This is a genomic window from Salmonella sp. SAL00670 (assembly GCF_046552235.1).
GTDB classification, from domain to species: domain Bacteria; phylum Pseudomonadota; class Gammaproteobacteria; order Enterobacterales; family Enterobacteriaceae; genus Salmonella; species Salmonella enterica.
This window is the reverse complement of sequence record NZ_JBGDUO010000002.1, coordinates 398,091-417,668: the sequence shown is the minus strand read 5'-3', so window position 1 is coordinate 417,668 and position 19,578 is coordinate 398,091. Positions and strand designations below refer to the sequence as shown.

General features: G+C 54.1%; 21 protein-coding genes and 1 other RNA gene. 11 read left to right on the top strand and 11 right to left on the bottom strand.

Features of this window, described 5'->3' with window-relative positions; all coding sequences use genetic code 11:
- Positions 1–113 precede the first annotated feature (113 nt).
- Positions 114–1,034, top strand: a complete 921-nt coding sequence (gene speB, locus ACLJRS_RS09415) for an agmatinase (protein ID WP_000105552.1) — start codon at positions 114–116, stop codon at positions 1,032–1,034.
- A 99-nt stretch (positions 1,035–1,133) separates the two neighbouring features.
- Here speB and ACLJRS_RS09410 read toward each other — a convergent pair whose 3' ends face one another.
- Positions 1,134–1,892, bottom strand: a complete 759-nt coding sequence (locus tag ACLJRS_RS09410; protein ID WP_000701824.1) for a M48 family metallopeptidase — start codon at positions 1,890–1,892, stop codon at positions 1,134–1,136.
- Between the two features lie 275 nt (positions 1,893–2,167).
- Between ACLJRS_RS09410 and tkt the strand changes: the two genes are divergently transcribed.
- A complete protein-coding gene (tkt, locus tag ACLJRS_RS09405; RefSeq protein ID WP_000098651.1) occupies positions 2,168–4,159 on the top strand; it encodes a transketolase in 1,992 nt (663 codons plus the stop codon).
- A 42-nt stretch (positions 4,160–4,201) separates the two neighbouring features.
- Here the strand turns inward: tkt and ACLJRS_RS09400 are convergent, their stop codons facing one another.
- Genes ACLJRS_RS09400 through ACLJRS_RS09380 form a run of 5 tightly spaced genes read right to left on the bottom strand, consistent with a single transcriptional unit; the run spans position 4,202 to position 7,254 of the window.
- Positions 4,202–4,858, bottom strand: a complete 657-nt coding sequence (locus ACLJRS_RS09400; RefSeq protein WP_410957805.1) for an ABC transporter ATP-binding protein — start codon at positions 4,856–4,858, stop codon at positions 4,202–4,204.
- Entirely contained in the window at positions 4,852–5,529 is a 678-nt protein-coding gene (locus tag ACLJRS_RS09395) for an ATP-binding cassette domain-containing protein (RefSeq protein WP_410957788.1), read from the bottom strand. The genes ACLJRS_RS09400 and ACLJRS_RS09395 overlap by 7 nt, the downstream gene beginning before the upstream one ends.
- A complete protein-coding gene (locus ACLJRS_RS09390; RefSeq protein ID WP_410957787.1) occupies positions 5,517–6,224 on the bottom strand; it encodes an energy-coupling factor transporter transmembrane component T in 708 nt (235 codons plus the stop codon). Before ACLJRS_RS09390 ends, ACLJRS_RS09395 begins: the two co-directional genes overlap by 13 nt.
- Complete coding sequence (locus tag ACLJRS_RS09385) at positions 6,225–6,803, bottom strand: ECF transporter S component (protein ID WP_000124001.1); 579 nt, start codon at positions 6,801–6,803, stop codon at positions 6,225–6,227. It lies immediately after the preceding gene.
- 25 nt (positions 6,804–6,828) lie between these two features.
- Entirely contained in the window at positions 6,829–7,254 is a 426-nt protein-coding gene (locus tag ACLJRS_RS09380; protein ID WP_000218567.1) for a PPC domain-containing DNA-binding protein, read from the bottom strand.
- A gap of 373 nt (positions 7,255–7,627) precedes the next feature.
- Between ACLJRS_RS09380 and epd the strand changes: the two genes are divergently transcribed.
- The 6 genes from epd to ACLJRS_RS09350 all read left to right on the top strand — a co-directional run bounded on the left by epd (position 7,628) and on the right by ACLJRS_RS09350 (position 13,803).
- Positions 7,628–8,674 carry an erythrose-4-phosphate dehydrogenase gene (gene epd, locus ACLJRS_RS09375; RefSeq protein ID WP_000218338.1) on the top strand — a complete coding sequence of 349 codons (1,047 nt, stop codon included), beginning with the start codon at positions 7,628–7,630 and terminating at the stop codon, positions 8,672–8,674.
- A 21-nt stretch (positions 8,675–8,695) separates the two neighbouring features.
- Positions 8,696–9,859 (top strand): phosphoglycerate kinase, encoded by a 1,164-nt coding sequence (pgk, locus tag ACLJRS_RS09370; protein WP_000111274.1) that lies wholly within the window; start codon positions 8,696–8,698, stop codon positions 9,857–9,859.
- 101 nt (positions 9,860–9,960) lie between these two features.
- Positions 9,961–11,040, top strand: a complete 1,080-nt coding sequence (gene fbaA, locus ACLJRS_RS09365; RefSeq protein ID WP_000034386.1) for a class II fructose-bisphosphate aldolase — start codon at positions 9,961–9,963, stop codon at positions 11,038–11,040.
- A gap of 226 nt (positions 11,041–11,266) precedes the next feature.
- Positions 11,267–12,127 carry a small-conductance mechanosensitive channel MscS gene (locus ACLJRS_RS09360; RefSeq protein ID WP_000389833.1) on the top strand — a complete coding sequence of 287 codons (861 nt, stop codon included), beginning with the start codon at positions 11,267–11,269 and terminating at the stop codon, positions 12,125–12,127.
- 200 nt (positions 12,128–12,327) lie between these two features.
- On the top strand, positions 12,328–12,963 hold the full coding sequence (argO, locus tag ACLJRS_RS09355; protein WP_000626863.1) for an arginine exporter ArgO: 636 nt from the start codon (positions 12,328–12,330) through the stop codon (positions 12,961–12,963).
- Positions 12,964–13,056: 93 nt separating this feature from the next.
- A complete protein-coding gene (locus ACLJRS_RS09350; RefSeq protein ID WP_000669857.1) occupies positions 13,057–13,803 on the top strand; it encodes an oxidative stress defense protein in 747 nt (248 codons plus the stop codon).
- Positions 13,804–13,907: 104 nt separating this feature from the next.
- Here the strand turns inward: ACLJRS_RS09350 and ACLJRS_RS09345 are convergent, their stop codons facing one another.
- Together ACLJRS_RS09345 and argP are read right to left on the bottom strand one after the other, a co-directional pair.
- Complete coding sequence (locus ACLJRS_RS09345; RefSeq protein WP_001112714.1) at positions 13,908–14,057, bottom strand: hypothetical protein; 150 nt, start codon at positions 14,055–14,057, stop codon at positions 13,908–13,910.
- A gap of 11 nt (positions 14,058–14,068) precedes the next feature.
- Complete coding sequence (gene argP / locus ACLJRS_RS09340) at positions 14,069–14,962, bottom strand: DNA-binding transcriptional regulator ArgP (RefSeq protein ID WP_000828345.1); 894 nt, start codon at positions 14,960–14,962, stop codon at positions 14,069–14,071.
- Between the two features lie 153 nt (positions 14,963–15,115).
- Between argP and rpiA the strand changes: the two genes are divergently transcribed.
- Together rpiA and serA are read left to right on the top strand one after the other, a co-directional pair.
- Positions 15,116–15,775, top strand: coding sequence for a ribose-5-phosphate isomerase RpiA (gene rpiA, locus ACLJRS_RS09335; protein WP_000189741.1), 660 nt, complete (start codon positions 15,116–15,118; stop codon positions 15,773–15,775).
- 266 nt (positions 15,776–16,041) lie between these two features.
- The gene (gene serA / locus ACLJRS_RS09330) at positions 16,042–17,274 is read left to right on the top strand and encodes a phosphoglycerate dehydrogenase (RefSeq protein WP_001151619.1); all 1,233 of its coding nucleotides are present in this window, start codon (positions 16,042–16,044) and stop codon (positions 17,272–17,274) included.
- Between the two features lie 380 nt (positions 17,275–17,654).
- Here the strand turns inward: serA and ACLJRS_RS09325 are convergent, their stop codons facing one another.
- The 3 genes from ACLJRS_RS09325 to zapA all read right to left on the bottom strand — a co-directional run bounded on the left by ACLJRS_RS09325 (position 17,655) and on the right by zapA (position 18,826).
- Entirely contained in the window at positions 17,655–18,251 is a 597-nt protein-coding gene (locus ACLJRS_RS09325; RefSeq protein WP_001531806.1) for a 5-formyltetrahydrofolate cyclo-ligase, read from the bottom strand.
- 20 nt (positions 18,252–18,271) lie between these two features.
- Positions 18,272–18,455, bottom strand: a non-coding RNA gene (gene ssrS, locus ACLJRS_RS09320) — 6S RNA.
- A 41-nt stretch (positions 18,456–18,496) separates the two neighbouring features.
- Positions 18,497–18,826 carry a cell division protein ZapA gene (gene zapA, locus ACLJRS_RS09315; protein WP_001276011.1) on the bottom strand — a complete coding sequence of 110 codons (330 nt, stop codon included), beginning with the start codon at positions 18,824–18,826 and terminating at the stop codon, positions 18,497–18,499.
- Between the two features lie 166 nt (positions 18,827–18,992).
- Here zapA and ACLJRS_RS09310 point away from each other — a divergent pair, with 166 nt between their 5' ends.
- Complete coding sequence (locus ACLJRS_RS09310; protein WP_000027236.1) at positions 18,993–19,571, top strand: YecA family protein; 579 nt, start codon at positions 18,993–18,995, stop codon at positions 19,569–19,571.
- Positions 19,572–19,578: the final 7 nt, after the last annotated feature.

Sequence of the window (19,578 nt, the reverse complement as noted above, 5' to 3'; positions counted from 1 at the left end):
ATAATGCGGTCTGTCAGAGTAAACTTTGAGCCGTAAACAAATTCAAACCCTTCCTCGTCGGGCCTAACGACGCGGGAGGGTTTTTTTATATTGACTAAGAAGAGGTTTTTGCCATGAGCACCTTAGGTCATCAGTACGATAACTCACTGGTTTCTAATGCGTTTGGTTTTTTACGTCTGCCAATGAACTTCCAGCCGTATGACAGCGATGCCGACTGGGTGATCACTGGCGTACCGTTTGATATGGCAACGTCCGGTCGCGCTGGCGGCCGTCATGGCCCGGCGGCGATCCGTCAGGTGTCGACCAACCTCGCCTGGGAACATCACCGTTTCCCGTGGAATTTTGACATGCGCGAGCGCCTGAACGTCGTGGACTGCGGCGATTTGGTGTATGCGTTTGGCGATGCCCGTGAAATGAGCGAAAAATTACAGGCGCACGCTGAAAAACTGCTGTCTGCAGGCAAGCGTATGCTCTCTTTCGGCGGCGACCACTTCGTCACGCTGCCGCTGCTGCGCGCCCACGCGAAACATTTTGGCAAAATGGCGCTGGTACATTTTGACGCGCATACCGATACCTACGCTAACGGCTGCGAATTCGATCACGGCACGATGTTCTACACCGCGCCGAAAGAAGGCCTGATCGATCCGCATCATTCGGTACAGATCGGTATTCGCACTGAGTTTGACAAAGACAATGGCTTTACCGTGCTGGATGCCTGCCAGGTCAACGATCGCGGCGTGAATGATATTCTCGCTCAGGTGAAACAGATCGTCGGCGATATGCCGGTCTATCTGACCTTTGATATCGACTGTCTGGACCCGGCGTTTGCGCCTGGCACCGGTACGCCGGTGATCGGTGGTTTGACCTCCGATCGCGCCATTAAGCTGGTACGTGGTCTGAAAGATCTGAACATTGTCGGTATGGATGTAGTGGAAGTCGCGCCGGCTTACGATCAGTCGGAGATCACCGCTCTGGCGGCCGCGACGCTGGCATTAGAAATGCTCTATATCCAGGCGGCGAAGAAGGGCGAGTAAGTTGTTTTGCCGGATGGCGCTGCGCTTATCCGGCCTACGGCTGATTGATGCTTGTAGGCCGGATAAGCGCTCACGCCGCCATCCGGCACTGTTCGGGGGTTATTTGATTCCGTCCGCGCTCATACGATCGCGCACATGCTGTGCGCGTGCGGCGGACGCCGGGTGATCGTCGAACATCGAGCTTTGACGACCCGCTTCCAGTTTTGCCAGTTTCTCAAAGCTGGTGGCGAGTCCTGCCGGACTGATACCGCGTTTGCGCAACAGATCGTAAGAATAATCATCCGCTTCGGACTCCTGACGCTGAGAGAACTGCGAGTTCACCAGTTTTTCGCCAAGATCGCCAAGCTGTGATTGCGACAGGCTGCCGACTACGCCTCCTGCCGATGCCGCCGCAACACGAACGGCGTTAGTGCCCAGCGCGACCTGCATCCCTTTCTTTACATGACCCAGCGCGACATGGCCCATTTCGTGGCCGATCACGGCTTCAACTTCGTTGTCGGTCATCATATCCATCAGTCCGCTGTAGACGCGGATACAACCGTTCGCCATTGCAAACGCGTTGACGTCTTTCGTCTCGTAAACCTTATAGTTCACCGGCTGGCCGTTAATGTTATCCCCCAGCGCGGCGGCAATTTTTGCCAGTCGTTTAGCGTATTCGCTGCTCGCCGGCGCGATTTTCGCTTTGCTGTCGAGCTCTTGACAGGATTGATCGCTCAACGCTTTTACCTGCGCATCGCTTAACGTATAGGCCTGAAAAGCTTCAGCGCCCGAAGAAAGCAGTCCATTAGAGTCCATATTCTGGCAACCGGTCAGCACCGTCGCCATGCCCAAAGCAAGCAGTAAAGCGCGAATTTTCATTTTTCTCTTCCATACGAATTAATATTATTTTGAAATGCGCTCGTTGCAGATGAATTAGCGCCTGGGTTAAGTATAAAGAAAAGCGTGGCAGGCAAGTTAGCTAATTGCGCAACATGCGAGCACGATCCGGAGATTTCTGAAGCGGTAAAAGGATGTTCCATGTACATGACGCGCGGCTTGGGGTAAATTGTTGGCAAATTTTCCGGCGTAGCCCAAAACGCGCTGTCGTCAAGTCGTTACGGGCATGGCCTTTCAACATCCGATCTGGAGTCAAAATGTCCTCACGTAAAGAGCTTGCCAATGCTATTCGTGCGCTGAGCATGGACGCAGTACAGAAAGCCAAATCCGGTCACCCGGGTGCCCCGATGGGTATGGCTGACATTGCCGAAGTCCTGTGGCGTGATTTCCTGAACCACAACCCGACCAACCCGTCCTGGGCCGACCGCGACCGCTTCGTGCTGTCCAATGGCCACGGCTCAATGCTGATTTACAGCCTGCTGCACCTCACCGGCTATGACCTGCCGATGTCCGAACTGCAGAATTTCCGTCAGCTACATTCAAAAACCCCGGGTCACCCGGAAGTGGGCTACACCGCTGGCGTTGAAACCACTACTGGCCCGCTGGGGCAGGGTATTGCCAACGCCGTCGGGATGGCGATTGCCGAGAAAACTCTGGCGGCGCAGTTTAACCGTCCTGGCCACGACATCGTTGACCACTTCACCTACGTCTTTATGGGCGACGGCTGCATGATGGAAGGCATTTCTCACGAAGTGTGCTCTCTGGCTGGTACTCTGAAACTGGGCAAACTGATCGCGTTCTATGATGACAACGGTATCTCTATCGATGGTCACGTTGAAGGCTGGTTCACCGATGACACCGCGAAACGTTTTGAAGCCTACGGCTGGCACGTTATCCGTGGCATTGACGGTCACGATGCCGACGCCATTAAACGCGCCACGGAAGAAGCTCGCGCCGTGACTGACAAACCGTCCCTGCTGATGTGCAAAACCATCATCGGTTTTGGTTCGCCGAACAAACAGGGTACCCACGATTCCCACGGCGCGCCGCTGGGCGACGCGGAAATCGCGCTGACCCGCGAACAGTTGGGCTGGAAATACGCGCCGTTCGAAATCCCGTCTGAAATCTACGCCCAGTGGGATGCGAAAGAAGCCGGCCAGGCGAAAGAGTCTGCATGGAATGAGAAATTCGCGGCTTATGAGAAAGCCTTCCCGCAGGAAGCTGCTGAGTTCACTCGTCGTATGAAAGGCGACATGCCGGCTGACTTCGATGCGAAAGCGAATGAGTTCATCGCTAAACTGCAGGCGAATCCATCCAAAATCGCCAGCCGTAAAGCGTCCCAGAATGCCATCGAAGCCTTCGGTCCGCTGTTGCCGGAATTCCTCGGCGGCTCCGCTGACCTGGCACCGTCTAACCTGACCCTGTGGTCCGGTTCTAAGGCTATCAACGAAGATGCGGCGGGTAACTATATTCACTACGGTGTGCGCGAATTCGGTATGACCGCTATCGCCAACGGTATCGCCCTGCACGGCGGTTTCCTGCCGTACACCTCCACCTTCCTGATGTTCGTCGAATATGCCCGTAACGCAGTGCGTATGGCAGCGTTGATGAAACAGCGTCAGGTGATGGTGTACACCCACGACTCCATCGGTCTGGGCGAAGATGGCCCGACGCACCAGCCGGTCGAGCAGGTGGCAAGCCTGCGCGTAACGCCGAACATGTCCACATGGCGTCCGTGCGACCAGGTAGAATCCGCGGTGGCGTGGAAATATGGCGTAGAGCGTCAGGATGGCCCAACCGCGCTGATTCTATCCCGTCAGAACCTGGCGCAGCAGGAACGTACTGAAGAGCAACTGGCGAATATCGCCCGCGGTGGTTACGTACTGAAAGATTGTGCGGGCCAGCCGCAGATTATCTTCATTGCGACCGGTTCTGAGGTTGAGCTGGCGGTTGCCGCCTACGAAAAACTGACTGCCGAAGGCGTGAAGGCGCGCGTGGTTTCCATGCCGTCCACCGACGCGTTCGACAAGCAGGATGCGGCTTACCGTGAATCCGTGCTGCCGAAAGCGGTATCTGCGCGTGTGGCGATTGAAGCGGGTATCGCTGACTACTGGTTCAAATACGTCGGCCTGAACGGCGCTATTGTCGGCATGACCACCTTCGGTGAATCCGCCCCGGCAGAGCTGCTGTTTGAAGAGTTTGGCTTCACGGTGGACAACGTGATCGCCAAAGCGAAAGCGCTGCTGTAATCCTTAATACGGCATAAAACGGGTCGCTTCGGCGACCCGTTTTTATTCCCCCTTTGACAACCTGCCGTTTTCCAGCCGTACCACCCGTGAAAAATGACGCCGGGTAAACGCAGCGTCATTGCTAATCGCCACGACGCTGGTTCCCCGTGCCCGGCATGTCGCCAGCCAGTGTTCAAATACGGTTAGCCAGTGGGCGTCAAAATCCCGGCTGGGTTCATCCAGCAATAACACCGGCGGCGCCATCGCCTCCAGACTGGCGACCGCCACCATCCGGCGCTGCGCGGCGTGCAGATCAAGCGGGTGTGCCTCGGCGACGTCCGTTAGCTGGCATAACCGCAGCGCGGCCTGCGTGCGCCGTGAAATTTCCTCCGCCGACAAGCGTTGTAGTTTCAGCCCAAAAGCGACCTCTTGTGCGACATTGCTGTGGAAAATCTGGTTTTCCGCTTCCTGAAAGAGTACGCCGATAGCGGCGGCGCGTTGACGATTTTTAAGCTGCGCAATCGGCTCTCCATTAAGCGTTACCGAGCCGGAAGCGGGGGAAAGCAGGCCGGCCATAATCCGTAACAGCGTTGATTTTCCCGCGCCGTTATCGCCGGTCAACGCCAGCCATTCGCCGTCATGAAGTTCAAGCGAGATGGCGTGCAGACAGTCGGCTGCGGCATCCGGCCAGCGATAAGCGACCTGATTTAACGTCAACATAATGGGGTTAGCGCTACGTCGCGCAATTGCCATACCCGCTGGCATCGCGTCAGAAAAGGAAAGTGATTACGTTCAAAAAGCACAATGAGAGAATGACGTTCCAGCGCCCACTGTTGTAACCGTTCCAACAGTGTCCCGGTGGCCGCTGAGGTCAGTCGACTGAAGGCTTCATCAAGAACTAATAGTCTGGGCTGCATGGCAAGCGCGCTGGCAATTACTACCCGCTGCGTTTCGCCGCCGGAGAGCGTGCCGGGATGGCGATGGCGTAACGACTGGCAGTTTGTCAGAGTCAGCGCCTCGTCAATGCGCCGTAGAATTTCTGCTTCATGGAGGCCGAGATTCTCCGGGCCAAACGCCACCTCTTCCTCTACGCTAAAGGTACAGCCGGAAAGCTGTAAATAAGGCGATTGCTGCACCAACTGGATGGTGGGCGACTGTTCTACCAGCGGGAGCCGCCCGATAGGGACGCCAAGCAGTAAGCCTGTGCCGTCAATATCACCGGGGAGATAATCCGGATACCAGCCAGCCATCAGTTGCGCCAGCGTACTTTTTCCACTGCCGTTATCGCCGACTATCGCCACTATTCCGGGTGTTGAATAGTGGAAATCAAAACATGCCGGCGGGCGTGTCGCATCGGACGGAAGATAACGAAACTGCTCTAACGTAACCATATCCATACTCCCGCTTCCGCCAGTATTAGCAGTACCATGCCATACCGCGCAACCCGTTGTAACACTCTATCTTTCGGTGCCCACAGCGTGGTTCGGGCTCGATGCAGCCGAAACCCCCGCATATCCAACGCCGCGCCGCGTATTGTCAGATCGTTAAGCGCATTTTGCGTAAGCGGCACGATCAGCGCAGGCATCGCCCGTAGCCGCTGATACCAGCCTTCATCCAGCGGTACGCCGCGCGCGCGCTGGGCTTCATGAACGATCGTCAGTTGTCGTTTGAGCTGTTCGACGACCAGCAGTGGGCCAGCGAACAGGTAAGCGATGCCGGGCGGCAGACGTGAAGCGAACAGGGCGCGAATAAACCGCTGAACCGGCACATACTGCATCCATAGCTGCGACGTCGACACGATCGCCAGCAGACGTAGCCATAGCGTAACGGCATATATCCAGCGCTGCGGATCGCGAGGCTGCCCGCTTATCCATTCCGTTAGCCAACCGCCATGTACCAGCCATAGCCCAAACCCTAAAGACAGCATCAGCCAGGCGACATACTTCGCCCGCCGCCGCGTTGATTTCAGCGCCAGCAGACAGAGGAAGGCCGCCGCGCTATAAACTGGGAGCACGGTCTGCACAGGGAGTAGCAGCGTGGTGCAGGCCGCCAGCGCCCATAAGGTTAACGAGGTAAACGGATGCATTTAGCGTACGGCTGACATCGCAGGAAAATGCCGTGTCGTACGTAACGGTAGCTGACGCAGCAGCACCCAAACGATGATCGCCGTCAGAATTTTATCGACCAGATTAGCGCCTATGACAGTAATCGCGACAGACTCCACCAGGTTTTGGCCCATTGAATGCATCCAGGCGACGAATAAATCAGCGCCGCTGCCGGTAACGCCGCCAAAAAGCGCGGTACGAAGCGGTACGGCGACCAGCGTCACCGCCAACGTAATGACGACCCCGCTGACGATCACTTTGGGCAGGGTACGAAACCAGCCTGCGCGCGCCAGCCACCCGGCGACCAGACCGATAACCATCGCTACCGGGGCAAACGCGGCAGCGATAGGGTCGGTAAGCAGCCCCCACAGCAAGTTGGTCAGAAGCCCAGTCAACATGCCGATGAACGGCCCTAACAGTACCGCGCTAATTAAGGTGCCGATCGAGTCGAGAAAAATAGGCAGCTTCAACATGCTAATAAGCTGTCCGCCAATCATATTGATGGCAATAGCGATGACAATCAGCACCAGAGACTGGCTGGAAAACGGGCGACGCGCCATAAAGTACCTCTTAAAGAGTCGTCAATTAACGGGAAGAAATATGCAGTTCGTCATAACCGGAAATGGCGCACGGTTGACGGCTGAACGTCAGCGCTGGCAGCTCGCCGATAACCAGTTCCAGCGTGGTACGCACGGTACACCCTGGCATCATATGGCCGCCGAGCATGACCCCGTAGGGATCCGATACCGCGAGATGCAGATGCTCGCCGGTCAATTCAAGCGTGCCGTTTAGCGAGATAACTTCAAACGTGCCGGTGAGCGATGTGGTCGCCTCTTGCCCGGCATAACGCAGCGCAACGTCGGTCAGACTGCCGGTACACCCTGCAATCCAGGCGGCATGTAATTGGTTCTGTTGCACAAAGGCGTGTAATTGGGAAAACACTTCCTGGCCGGGAAGCAGACGAAGCGCGTAAAAGCGCGCTGTAGAGGCATTGTGGTGAGATACAGTCATCGTTACAGGACTCCGAGACTCGGACGTGGCGCTGATAATATAGACGCTGGCGACAGCGCTTTCTGATATAAATCAGTATTTGTGACGCGACGATGAAAAGATCTGACGGATGAACTGGTGATTCTTAAATATGGAATAAATTGCAGCGTAAGCGGCCATGAAATGTGATGCAGGTCAGATAACTGTCTTCTTCGACTGGACAAACATTCCTTTTATTCCCCGTTTCGCTTATTCTAGCTGAAGCGTTTCAGTTAATTAAATGTTCGACAATTAACCAATCAGTCGCAGTTTGCGACAGGTGAGGTTTTACTCGACGATGAGCTGCATTACTCTGTCAGCCTCATCTGAATCGGGATAGCCTTGCAGGAGACCTATGACCGTACGCATAGCGATTAATGGCTTTGGTCGCATCGGGCGTAACGTGGTTCGTGCTTTGTATGAATCCGGACGTCGGGCGGAAATTACCGTGGTGGCCATCAACGAGCTGGCGGATGCCGCAGGCATGGCGCATTTGTTGAAATACGATACCAGCCACGGGCGTTTTGCATGGGAGGTTCGCCACGAGCGCGAGCAGCTTTTTGTCGGCGACGATGTCATTCGTATTCTGCATGAAAGAACGCTGGCGGATCTGCCGTGGCGCGAACTGGGCGTGGATGTCGTGTTGGATTGTACGGGCGTATATGGCAACCGGGAGCATGGCGAGGCGCATATTGCCGCTGGCGCGAAGAAAGTGCTCTTTTCTCATCCGGGCAGCAACGATCTTGACGCCACCGTCGTTTTTGGCGTGAACCAGAACCAACTGCGTGCGGAACATCGTATTGTCTCAAACGCGTCCTGTACCACGAATTGCATAATTCCCGTCATTAAATTGTTGGATGATGCTTACGGCATCGAGTCTGGTACCGTCACGACGATCCACTCCGCGATGAACGATCAGCAGGTGATCGACGCGTATCACTCCGATCTACGGCGCACGCGCGCGGCCAGCCAGTCGATTATCCCGGTAGATACAAAACTGGCGGCAGGCATTACGCGTATATTCCCGCAGTTTAACGATCGTTTTGAGGCGATTGCCGTGCGCGTTCCAACCATTAATGTGACGGCGATCGATTTAAGCGTGACGGTGAAAAAACCAGTAAAAGCCAGTGAAGTCAACCAGTTGCTGCAAAAAGCAGCACAAGGTGCATTTCATGGTATAGTTGACTATACGGAATCACCGTTGGTCTCGATAGATTTTAACCACGACCCGCACAGCGCCATTGTTGATGGCACGCAAACCCGGGTTAGTGGTGCCCACCTGATCAAGACGCTGGTCTGGTGCGATAATGAATGGGGCTTTGCTAACAGGATGCTCGACACCACGTTAGCGATGGCCGCAGTTGGTTTCAGGCTCGACGCGTCAGCGTCGACAAAACTTTAAGCATCATTGAGAGGATTCACCATGTCTGTAATTAAGATGACCGATCTGGATCTGGCCGGGAAACGCGTTTTTATCCGTGCGGATCTGAACGTACCTGTTAAAGAAGGGAAAGTGACCAGCGACGCGCGTATCCGCGCCTCTCTGCCGACCATTGAACTGGCTCTGAAACAGGGCGCGAAAGTGATGGTAACTTCCCACCTGGGTCGTCCTACCGAAGGCGAGTACAACGAAGAATTCTCTCTGCTGCCGGTTGTTAACTACCTGAAAGACAAACTGTCTAACCCGGTTCGCCTGGTCAAAGATTACCTGGACGGCGTTGACGTGGCCGAAGGTGAGCTGGTGGTTCTGGAAAACGTTCGCTTTAACAAAGGCGAAAAGAAAGACGACGAAGCGCTGTCTAAAAAATATGCCGCCCTGTGTGACGTATTCGTGATGGACGCCTTTGGTACCGCGCACCGCGCGCAGGCTTCTACCCACGGTATCGGCAAATTTGCTGATGTCGCGTGCGCAGGCCCGCTGCTGGCCGCTGAACTGGATGCTCTGGGTAAAGCGCTGAAAGAACCGGCTCGTCCGATGGTGGCTATCGTTGGTGGTTCTAAAGTATCTACCAAACTGACCGTTCTGGATTCCCTGTCTAAAATCGCTGACCAGCTGATTGTCGGCGGCGGTATCGCCAACACCTTCGTTGCCGCTCAGGGCCACAGTGTCGGTAAATCCCTGTACGAAGCTGACCTGGTTGACGAAGCAAAACGTCTGCTGACCACTTGCGATATCCCGGTTCCGACCGATGTTCGCGTTGCCACCGAGTTCTCCGAAACCGCACCGGCGACTCTGAAATCCGTTAACGACGTGAAAGAAGACGAGCAGATCCTGGATATCGGCGATGCTTCCGCTCAGCAGCTGGCTGAAATCCTCAAGAATGCCAAAACCATTCTGTGGAACGGCCCGGTTGGCGTGTTTGAGTTCCCGAACTTCCGTAAAGGGACTGAAATCGTGGCGAATGCCATCGCTGATAGCGAAGCGTTTTCCATCGCTGGCGGCGGCGACACTCTGGCGGCAATCGACCTGTTCGGCATTGCTGACAAAATTTCCTACATTTCTACTGGCGGCGGCGCATTCCTCGAATTCGTGGAAGGTAAAGTTCTGCCAGCCGTAGCGATGCTCGAAGAGCGCGCTAAGAAGTAATCGTTACGGGCAGGGATTCCTGCCCGTTGATTTATCGCCGATCTGACATTCAGGGCGGCCCGTGTTTTTTCCCAAAGCCCGACGATACAGGACAACGAAACATGTCTAAAATTTTTGATTTCGTAAAACCAGGCGTGATCACTGGTGATGACGTACAGAAAGTGTTCCAGGTAGCAAAAGAAAACAATTTTGCTCTGCCGGCAGTTAACTGCGTGGGCACTGATTCCATCAACGCTGTTCTGGAAACCGCTGCAAAAGTTAAAGCACCGGTCATCGTTCAGTTCTCCAACGGCGGCGCGTCCTTCATCGCGGGTAAAGGCGTGAAAACTGACGTACCTCAGGGCGCGGCAATCCTGGGCGCTATCTCTGGCGCGCATCACGTTCACCAGATGGCTGAACACTACGGCGTGCCGGTTATCCTGCACACTGACCACTGCGCGAAGAAACTGCTGCCGTGGATCGACGGTCTGCTGGACGCGGGTGAAAAACACTTTGCGGCTACCGGTAAACCGCTGTTCTCTTCTCACATGATTGACCTGTCTGAAGAGTCTCTGCACGAAAACATCGAAATCTGCTCCAAATACCTGGCGCGCATGTCCAAAATTGGCATGACTCTGGAAATCGAACTGGGTTGCACCGGTGGCGAAGAAGACGGCGTGGACAACAGCCACATGGACGCTTCTGCCCTGTACACCCAGCCGGAAGATGTTGATTACGCGTACACTGAGCTGAGCAAAATCAGCCCGCGTTTCACCATTGCCGCTTCCTTCGGTAACGTACACGGCGTTTACAAGCCGGGTAACGTGGTTCTGACCCCGACCATTCTGCGTGATTCTCAGGACTATGTTTCTAAGAAACACAACCTGCCGCACAACAGCCTGAACTTCGTTTTCCACGGCGGTTCCGGTTCTACTGCTCAGGAAATCAAAGACTCCGTAAGCTACGGCGTAGTGAAAATGAACATCGATACCGATACCCAATGGGCAACCTGGGAAGGTGTTCTGAACTACTACAAAGAAAACGAAGCGTATCTGCAAGGTCAACTGGGCAACCCGAAAGGCGAAGATCAGCCGAACAAGAAATACTATGACCCGCGCGTATGGCTGCGTGCTGGCCAGACTTCGATGATCGCTCGTCTGGAAAAAGCATTTAAAGAACTGAACGCGATTGACGTTCTGTAATATAGTCTGCTGATTGAAATGGCTTCCCTCGGGAAGCCATTTTTTTATCGTTATTTCCGGAGAGCGGCGTTAGTTAGCGCTTTCATCCGGCCAATACACAATGTACCTGCCTTTTTGGGGATGATGCCGAAAAATGGCATATTCCTCTGTTTTTGTTTACCTTTAAAAAGTTCTTTTCGTGAGAATGATCTCATTTGCTTGTTTTGCTATGACCAAGGAATATTGAATGGAAGATTTGAATGTTGTCGACAGCATAAATGGTGCGGGCACCTGGCTGGTACGCAACCAGGCGTTATTGCTCAGCTATGCTGTGAATATTGTTGCGGCTATCGCTATTATCATCATCGGCTTGATTGTAGCGCGCGTGATCTCCAATACGGTAAATCGTCTGATGCGTGCGCGTCATATTGATGCGACAGTGGCCGACTTTCTTTCTGCACTGGTGCGCTATGGGGTTATCGCTTTTACGCTGATTGCGGCTCTGGGTCGCGTGGGGGTTCAAACCGCCTCGGTTATTGCCGTACTGGGCGCCGCTGGTTTAGCCGTTGGCCTGGCATTACAGGGATCGCTTTCTAACCTTGCGGCTGGGGTATTGCTGGTTATGTTCCGTCCGTTCCGCGCCGGTGAGTATGTCGATTTGGGCGGCGTTGCCGGTACGGTACTTAACGTGCAAATCTTTTCCACGACAATGCGCGCGGTAGACGGCAAAATTATTGTGATTCCGAATGGCAAAATTATCGCGGGAAATATCATCAACTATTCTCGTGAGCCGGTTCGCCGTAACGAATTCATTATTGGGGTGGCCTACGATTCGGATATCGATCAGGTGAAACAGTTGCTCACGACGATTATCGAGTCCGACGATCGTATTTTAAAAGATCGCGAAATGACGGTGCGTTTGAATGAGCTGGGCGCCTCATCGATTAATTTTGTGGTGCGTGTCTGGAGTAAAAGCAGCGACCTGCAAAATGTCTACTGGGACGTGCTGGAACGTATTAAACGTGAATTCGACGCCGCTGGTATTAGCTTCCCGTACCCGCAGATGGACGTCAATTTTAAACGCGTGAAAGATAACGCCGCGGAGTAATTTTCCTCCCGTGCTGCCTGCCGGTGCTGCGTTTATCCGCCTCCAGTATTCTCTGGTTATTGAGCGGATAAGCGTAGCCGCCATCCGTTATTCAGTCTCTTCATTAGCTTTTCTTATTAGTGATTAAAATTATCAATTTCCGCTAATAATATTCCCGCGCTATAGTCTGCCTTTAAGAAAAACAGCTCAGGGTAGTTAACGTGATATCTTATTATTTTCAAGGGTTTGCCCTTGGCGCCGCCATGATCCTTCCGCTTGGCCCGCAAAATGCGTTTGTGATGAATCAGGGAATTCGTCGCCAGTACCACCTCATGATAGCGCTGCTTTGCGCGTTAAGTGATTTAGTCCTGATTAGCGCCGGTATTTTTGGCGGTAGCGCGTTGCTGATGCAGTCGCCGTGGCTGCTGGCGCTGGTCACATGGGGCGGGGTTGCGTTCTTGTTATGGTACGGTTTTGGCGCGCTGAAAACGGCAATGAGCAGTAATCTGGAGCTGGCAAGCGCCGAGGTTATGAAGCAGGGGCGCTGGAAAATTATTGCTACGATGCTGGCGGTAACGTGGCTGAATCCGCACGTTTATCTGGATACGTTTGTCGTGTTGGGCAGTCTCGGCGGACAACTGGCTATGGAGCCAAAGCGCTGGTTCGCCCTCGGCACGATTAGCGCGTCGTTCTTATGGTTTTTTGGGTTAGCGCTACTGGCGGCCTGGCTTGCGCCTCGACTGCGTACGGCGAAAGCTCAACGCATTATCAACATTCTGGTTGGGGTGGTGATGTGGCTTATCGCCTTCCAACTGGCGCGGGAAGGCGTCGCGCATATGCACGCGCTTTTCAACTAAGCGTTGTCTGATGGACAACAGGCCGATATCCGCTAAGCTTGCCTGCATGCGCCCTGTATATCAGGGCAATGACTGCAATATGGAGGAGAGACTGTGAAGTTCAAAGTGATGGCCCTGGCGGCATTAGTGGGTTTAAGTGCAATGTCGGCGCAGGCAAGCGAATTGCCGGAAGGCCCGCACATCGTGACTTCCGGTACGGCAAGCGTCGATGCTGTGCCTGATATCGCCACCTTAGCGATTGAAGTGAACGTCGCGGCGAAGGATGCGGCGACGGCGAAGAAGCAGGCCGATGAGCGCGTGGCGCAATATCTTTCCTTCCTTGAGCAAAATCAGATTGCGAAAAAAGACATTAGCGCGGCGAATCTGCGCACGCAGCCGGATTATGATTACCAAAACGGTAAAAGCATTCTGAAAGGGTATCGCGCGGTGCGAACCGTTGAGGTGACGCTGCGTCAGTTAGATAAACTCAATTCGCTGCTGGACGGCGCGCTGAAGGCGGGTCTGAACGAGATTCGTTCGGTATCGCTGGGCGTGGCGCAACCGGACGCCTATAAAGACAAGGCCCGCAAAGCCGCCATTGATGACGCGATTCATCAGGCGCAAGCGCTGGCAGTCGGTTTTAACAGCAAATTGGGGCCGGTTTACAGCGTTCGCTACCATGTCTCTAATTATCAGCCGAGTCCTGTGGTGCGAATGATGAAAGCCGCAGATGCTGCGCCGGTATCTGCGCAGGAAACTTACGAGCAGCCGACCATTCAGTTCGACGATCAGGTCGATGTGGTATTCCAGCTTGAACCTGGAGCAGGGCAGACGTCGACAACGGCCGCCAGCACGCAGTAATCTCGCCCGGCCTGGGCGCTTCCAGGCCGCGTTTTCTCCCGGTGTTCTCGTTTTTTGCTCCGTATTACGCAATGAAATGAAGATTTGCTGATACGGTGAGCGTTTTAAATCGTCTTGCCGCCAGCAAAAAATAGCCAATGGCGCGTCGTTTTTTGCCGCCTGAACGCAATGATTTTGTGATGAATTTCAAAGAAGCGACGGGGGAATAATGGGGCATGCAGGCCGGATAAGACGTTCACGCCGCCATCCGGCATTCATAGAGAGGCTAATCCTGACGCAGCACCTTGTGCCCGTACTCCAGCAGCGCGTCGGTCACTTTGCGCATCATCCGGCTTTCCGGGGCAAAGCGGTGCCAGTAAAGCATCCGGCGTTGTAGCAAACCAGGCGTTAAGTTGATCAACTCGCCGCTTTCCAGCTCTTTCTCAATCTGCAGGTGAGGGATCATGCAGCAGGTCGTGCCCTGACGCGCAAGCTGTACAAACGCTTCGGATGAATTAACGATATGGCACGGCACGCTGCCGGGCGGTAGATCGAAATTCTGTTGCAAAAAGGCCTGATGCATATCATCCAGATGGTCGAACGCGACGGCGGGCGCTTTTAGCAGCGACGACCGGGTAACGCCATTGGGGAAATAGCGCTCGGCAAACGGCTTTGACGCGACAAACAGATAGTCGAGCGCGCCCAGTTTGTCCACCAGGCAACTGGGTAGCGCCTGATGCTGAATACTCACCGCGCCCACCACCTCGCCGCGCCGCAGACGTTCTTGCGTGCGCGTTTCATCTTCCACCTGTAAATTGAGACGGATAGGGGAGTCCGCCAGTACCGGCGCCAGCGCCGGAAGCAGCCAGGTCGCCAGACTGTCGGCGTTAACCGCCAGCGACAGCAGCAGCGGCGTAGAGCCGGTTTGTTCATCGCCCAGCCACTCTTCTTCCAGCAGTTCAACCTGACGCAGCAGAGCCAGTAATTTTTGCCCTTGCTCCGTAGGGCGAGGAGGAACGGTACGCACCAATAAAGGTTGTCCGAACATATTCTCAAGCTGTTTTATGCGCTGTGAGACGGCGGATTGCGTGATGCACAGCTTCTGGGCGGCGCGCTCGAATCCTCGTTCACGTATAACGGCATCCAGCGCCTGTAGTGTTCTGTAGTCCGGACGTTTCATTGTTGTGTCATGCTCCTGTTATTTTTTTCCGCACTATGACATAAATTTGCCGTCGGTACAGATGAAATCCGTAGCCTGTGTACGGACACGGAGATTTTTCCCGACAATGTTCTATAATGCGGCTGTATTTTCACACCACAGGCGAAACGATCTATGACGCAGGATGAACTGAAAAAAGCGGTAGGATGGGCGGCACTTCAGTATGTACAGCCCGGCACCATTGTGGGCGTTGGTACAGGCTCAACGGCCGCACACTTTATTGATGCGCTGGGCACAATGAAAGGCCAGATTGAAGGCGCGGTCTCCAGCTCGGACGCCTCGACTGAAAAACTCAAAGGCCTCGGTATTCACGTGTTTGATCTCAACGAAGTGGATAGCCTGGGTATCTATGTCGACGGCGCGGACGAAATCAACGGTCATATGCAGATGATCAAAGGCGGCGGCGCGGCATTAACCCGTGAGAAAATTATTGCTTCCGTGGCGGAGAAATTTATCTGTATTGCGGATGCCTCTAAACAGGTGGATATTCTTGGCAAATTCCCGTTGCCGGTCGAAGTGATTCCGATGGCGCGCAGCGCGGTCGCTCGTCAACTGGTGAAGCTGGGCGGGCGTCCGGAGTACCGTCAGAACGTGGTCACGGATAACGGCAACGTGATTCTGGATGTTTATGGTATGGAAATCCTTGATCCCATCGCGCTGGAAAACGCCATTAACGCGATTCCGGGCGTCGTGACCGTAGGGTTGTTCGCCAACCGTGGCGCCGATGTCGCACTGATCGGCACGCCGGACGGGGTGAAAACCATCGTAAAATGATCCCGCCAGGCGTATTTCCTGCCGCGTAAAAAATTCGGTCAGGGCAAATTTGGTGACATGTATCACGTTTAATCGTTTGCCCTGCCGATCCCTCCAAAGAAAAAGTTATTCCCGGTATTTTCATCTGCTATTTCCCGCTGTATGCGATTCCTTCACGACGCTGGCGCAAACGTTCATATTGCCGTGATAATTTTTTTTGATATGTTGAAGGACGGATGCAAATCCACACACAACATCAGATGGCAAAAAAAGACAGGATCGGGGAAATGGCAAAGGTATCGCTGGAGAAAGATAAAATTAAATTTCTGCTGGTTGAAGGGGTGCATCAAAAGGCGCTGGAAAGCCTTCGTGCGGCAGGTTACACCAACATTGAATATCACAAGGGCGCGCTGGACGCTGAACAGTTGAAAGCGTCCATCCGCGATGCCCACTTCATCGGTCTGCGATCCCGTACTCATCTGACAGAAGAAGTGATTAACGCCGCAGAGAAGCTGGTGGCGATTGGCTGTTTTTGCATCGGCACCAACCAGGTGGATTTAAATGCGGCGGCAAAACGCGGTATTCCGGTCTTTAACGCGCCATTCTCGAATACCCGTTCCGTGGCGGAGCTGGTGATTGGCGAGCTATTGCTGCTGCTGCGCGGCGTGCCGGAAGCGAACGCCAAAGCGCACCGCGGCGTATGGAATAAACTGGCGGCGGGAGCGTTCGAAGCGCGCGGTAAAAAGCTTGGCATTATCGGTTACGGCCATATCGGAACGCAGTTGGGCATTCTGGCGGAATCGCTGGGGATGCATGTCTATTTCTATGATATTGAAAATAAACTGCCGCTCGGTAATGCAACTCAGATGCAGCACTTGTCTGAATTGTTGAATATGAGCGATGTGGTCAGTCTGCACGTACCTGAAAACGCCTCCACCAAAAACATGATGGGCGCAAAAGAGATTGCCCTGATGAAGCCGGGTTCGCTGCTGATTAACGCCGCGCGCGGTACGGTGGTGGATATCCCAGCTTTGTGCGACGCGCTGGCGACGAAACATCTGGCGGGGGCGGCTATCGACGTCTTCCCGACGGAACCGGCCACTAATAGCGATCCGTTTACCTCTCCGCTGTGCGAATTCGATAACGTGATCCTGACGCCGCATATCGGCGGCTCGACGCAGGAGGCGCAAGAAAACATCGGTCTGGAAGTCGCAGGAAAACTGATTAAGTACTCGGATAACGGCTCGACGCTGTCCGCCGTGAACTTCCCGGAAGTGTCGCTGCCGCTGCACGGCGGTCGTCGCCTGATGCACATCCACGAAAACCGCCCGGGCGTATTGACCGCGCTTAACCAGATCTTTGCCGAGCAGGGCGTTAACATTGCCGCACAGTATCTGCAAACCTCCGCCCGAATGGGGTATGTGGTAATTGATATAGAAGCCGATGGCGATGTGGCGGAGAAAGCGCTGCTGGCGATGAAGGCGATTCCGGGCACCATTCGCGCCCGTCTGCTGTACTAATTTCCGCTAAATGGGCAGGAGATGACCTGCCCATCCTTTCTCTGGTTTCCCTGCCTCAACATCTCTTCGTGTAACGCATACATTCTGTTTTCGAGCCTTGCCGCAATTGGTAATTAAAGGCAGCGTTGCGTGTTGTACAGCAATAAAAGGAATTTACGATAAGGGCTCAGCATAGCGCTGAAACGGGAAAGCCCCTACCGAGGCAGGGGCTCTAAAAAGGAAAGGGACGATGATGAGATACGTCATCATGCTGCTGATCCTGTTAATCATCGCTTGCCCAGCATATTAACAGTGAGTACGCAGGAGGGAGGTTCGCCTCCCTCACCCTTCACCGAGAAATTTAGGTCAAAAAAGCGACGCTGTCAATCGACAAAACACGGCTACCACTCCCAAATTTTGGACGGCGTCACCACCGCAGGCAGCGGGATATCCCACTCTTCAACTGGCAGTTTTTCTACTAACTGGCAATCATGCGCGTAGCCCACGGGTAGGATCTTATGCTGCTGCCAGTTTTGCAACGTACGGTCATAAAATCCGCCGCCCATCCCCAGGCGCTGCCCGTCTTCGTCAAACGCGACTAACGGCGTTACCAGCACATCCAGCTTTGGCAGCGGCAATACGTCGCGGACATCAAGCCGTGGCTCCTGGATCTTTAAGCGGTTGGTCACCAGCGCACTCTGCGGATGATAGTGCAGGAACAGGAGGTTGCCAGGGCTAAAGGGATGAAGAACCGGAAGGTAGACGCGCTTGCCCGCTTGCCATAGCTGTTCTATCAGCGGCTGGGTGTCGAGTTCGCCATCAAAGGAGAGAAACACGGCGACAGTGTGCGCCATCACGACGGGAGGAAAGCTGAGCATTCGGGCGGCGGCCTGTTGACCAAAGCGGCGTTGCTGCTCTGGCGTCAGCGCACGGCGACGTTGCCGAATCATTCGGCGGATTTCTTGTCGTGATAAAGAGAGTTCGGGAAGTTGCGTCATGGCTGTCGCCAGTCAGAAGGGGAATCTCCGAGATGCCGCCGCAGGCTGTAACCCTTGAACCCTTGGTTCAAGGTGAATGTGTCGTCACAGTTTTAAGGCTTCTCGGACGGACCGAGCATGCTCACCAACCGCGGAGCGCCACATTCTTGTGGTATGAAATATCGGCTCAGGGGACTGGCCCGCTTGCAAACATCTCAGAGAAATTCTGTTTTCACAATCACTTTACCATAGTAAAGCGAAAAGTGTTATTCAAAGTTTTGGCCCGTTTTTTCGGTTATGCGACCTTGATCAAGCAACGCCTGTTCGATGGTCTGTTGTAGCATCCGAATACGTTGTTCCATGCTCGCCGCGTAATCGCGGGTCTTCGCTTTTTCCTGAGTTAACTCATAGCTGATATTCAATGCGGCAATGAAAACCAACTGCTCAGTATTTGTGACTCTAGTGCGAACTTTCAGATCTTGCAACCGCTGATTCAGATCGTCCGCAGCCTGATTCAACGCATCCCTTTGGTCAGGCGGGCAATTCACTCGCAGTGAACGGCCAAATATTTGGATATCGACGGGTTGTGCAGACATGCCACCTTCCTGCTGATTGACTGCGCTGCCTTCGTCTCCAGACCCAGGGTCCGCGAAGGGGCGACACTATAGCTACCCTGGTGTGAAGATACAAGCCCTTTTCTGGTTCACCAGGGTCCAAAGTGGTAGCATATCATGAATATCCTCCCTTTGATGACGAATGCTTATGTCTATACAGAACGAAATGCCTGGTTACAACGAAATGAACCGGTTTTTGAATCAACAAGGGGCCGGTCTGACCCCGGCTGAAATGCATGGTTTAATCAGCGGGATGATTTGCGGCGGCAACAACGACAGCTCATGGCAGCCGCTGTTGCACGATCTGACGAACGAAGGTCTGGCCTTCGGGCATGAGCTTGCTCAGGCGCTGCGCAAAATGCACGCGGCGACCAGCGACGCGCTGGAAGACGACGGCTTTCTTTTTCAGCTTTATCTGCCTGAAGGCGACGATGTCAGCGTATTCGATCGCGCAGATGCCTTAGCCGGGTGGGTTAACCACTTTTTGCTTGGCCTCGGCGTAACGCAGCCTAAACTTGATAAAGTCACCGGCGAAACGGGTGAAGCGATTGACGACCTGCGTAATATTGCGCAGCTTGGTTATGATGAGAGCGAAGATCAGGAAGAGCTGGAGATGTCGCTCGAAGAGATCATCGAATATGTCCGTGTTGCGGCGCTGTTATGTCATGACACTTTCACGCGCCAACAGCCGACCGCGCCGGAAGTGCGTAAACCGACGCTACACTAAGAAAAAA

What these genes read in the sequence shown, in the direction of transcription:
- speB (WP_000105552.1), top strand. Translation starts at nt 114, where the DNA reads ATGAGCACCTTAGGTCATCAGTACGATAACTCACTGGTTTCTAATGCG.
- ACLJRS_RS09410 (WP_000701824.1), bottom strand. Translation starts at nt 1,892, where the DNA reads ATGAAAATTCGCGCTTTACTGCTTGCTTTGGGCATGGCGACGGTGCTG.
- tkt (WP_000098651.1), top strand. Translation starts at nt 2,168, where the DNA reads ATGTCCTCACGTAAAGAGCTTGCCAATGCTATTCGTGCGCTGAGCATG.
- ACLJRS_RS09400 (WP_410957805.1), bottom strand. Translation starts at nt 4,858, where the DNA reads ATGTTGACGTTAAATCAGGTCGCTTATCGCTGGCCGGATGCCGCAGCC.
- ACLJRS_RS09395 (WP_410957788.1), bottom strand. Translation starts at nt 5,529, where the DNA reads ATGGTTACGTTAGAGCAGTTTCGTTATCTTCCGTCCGATGCGACACGC.
- ACLJRS_RS09390 (WP_410957787.1), bottom strand. Translation starts at nt 6,224, where the DNA reads ATGCATCCGTTTACCTCGTTAACCTTATGGGCGCTGGCGGCCTGCACC.
- ACLJRS_RS09385 (WP_000124001.1), bottom strand. Translation starts at nt 6,803, where the DNA reads ATGGCGCGTCGCCCGTTTTCCAGCCAGTCTCTGGTGCTGATTGTCATC.
- ACLJRS_RS09380 (WP_000218567.1), bottom strand. Translation starts at nt 7,254, where the DNA reads ATGACTGTATCTCACCACAATGCCTCTACAGCGCGCTTTTACGCGCTT.
- epd (WP_000218338.1), top strand. Translation starts at nt 7,628, where the DNA reads ATGACCGTACGCATAGCGATTAATGGCTTTGGTCGCATCGGGCGTAAC.
- pgk (WP_000111274.1), top strand. Translation starts at nt 8,696, where the DNA reads ATGTCTGTAATTAAGATGACCGATCTGGATCTGGCCGGGAAACGCGTT.
- fbaA (WP_000034386.1), top strand. Translation starts at nt 9,961, where the DNA reads ATGTCTAAAATTTTTGATTTCGTAAAACCAGGCGTGATCACTGGTGAT.
- ACLJRS_RS09360 (WP_000389833.1), top strand. Translation starts at nt 11,267, where the DNA reads ATGGAAGATTTGAATGTTGTCGACAGCATAAATGGTGCGGGCACCTGG.
- ACLJRS_RS09345 (WP_001112714.1), bottom strand. Translation starts at nt 14,057, where the DNA reads ATGCCGGATGGCGGCGTGAACGTCTTATCCGGCCTGCATGCCCCATTA.
- argP (WP_000828345.1), bottom strand. Translation starts at nt 14,962, where the DNA reads ATGAAACGTCCGGACTACAGAACACTACAGGCGCTGGATGCCGTTATA.
- rpiA (WP_000189741.1), top strand. Translation starts at nt 15,116, where the DNA reads ATGACGCAGGATGAACTGAAAAAAGCGGTAGGATGGGCGGCACTTCAG.
- serA (WP_001151619.1), top strand. Translation starts at nt 16,042, where the DNA reads ATGGCAAAGGTATCGCTGGAGAAAGATAAAATTAAATTTCTGCTGGTT.
- ACLJRS_RS09325 (WP_001531806.1), bottom strand. Translation starts at nt 18,251, where the DNA reads ATGACGCAACTTCCCGAACTCTCTTTATCACGACAAGAAATCCGCCGA.
- zapA (WP_001276011.1), bottom strand. Translation starts at nt 18,826, where the DNA reads ATGTCTGCACAACCCGTCGATATCCAAATATTTGGCCGTTCACTGCGA.
- ACLJRS_RS09310 (WP_000027236.1), top strand. Translation starts at nt 18,993, where the DNA reads ATGTCTATACAGAACGAAATGCCTGGTTACAACGAAATGAACCGGTTT.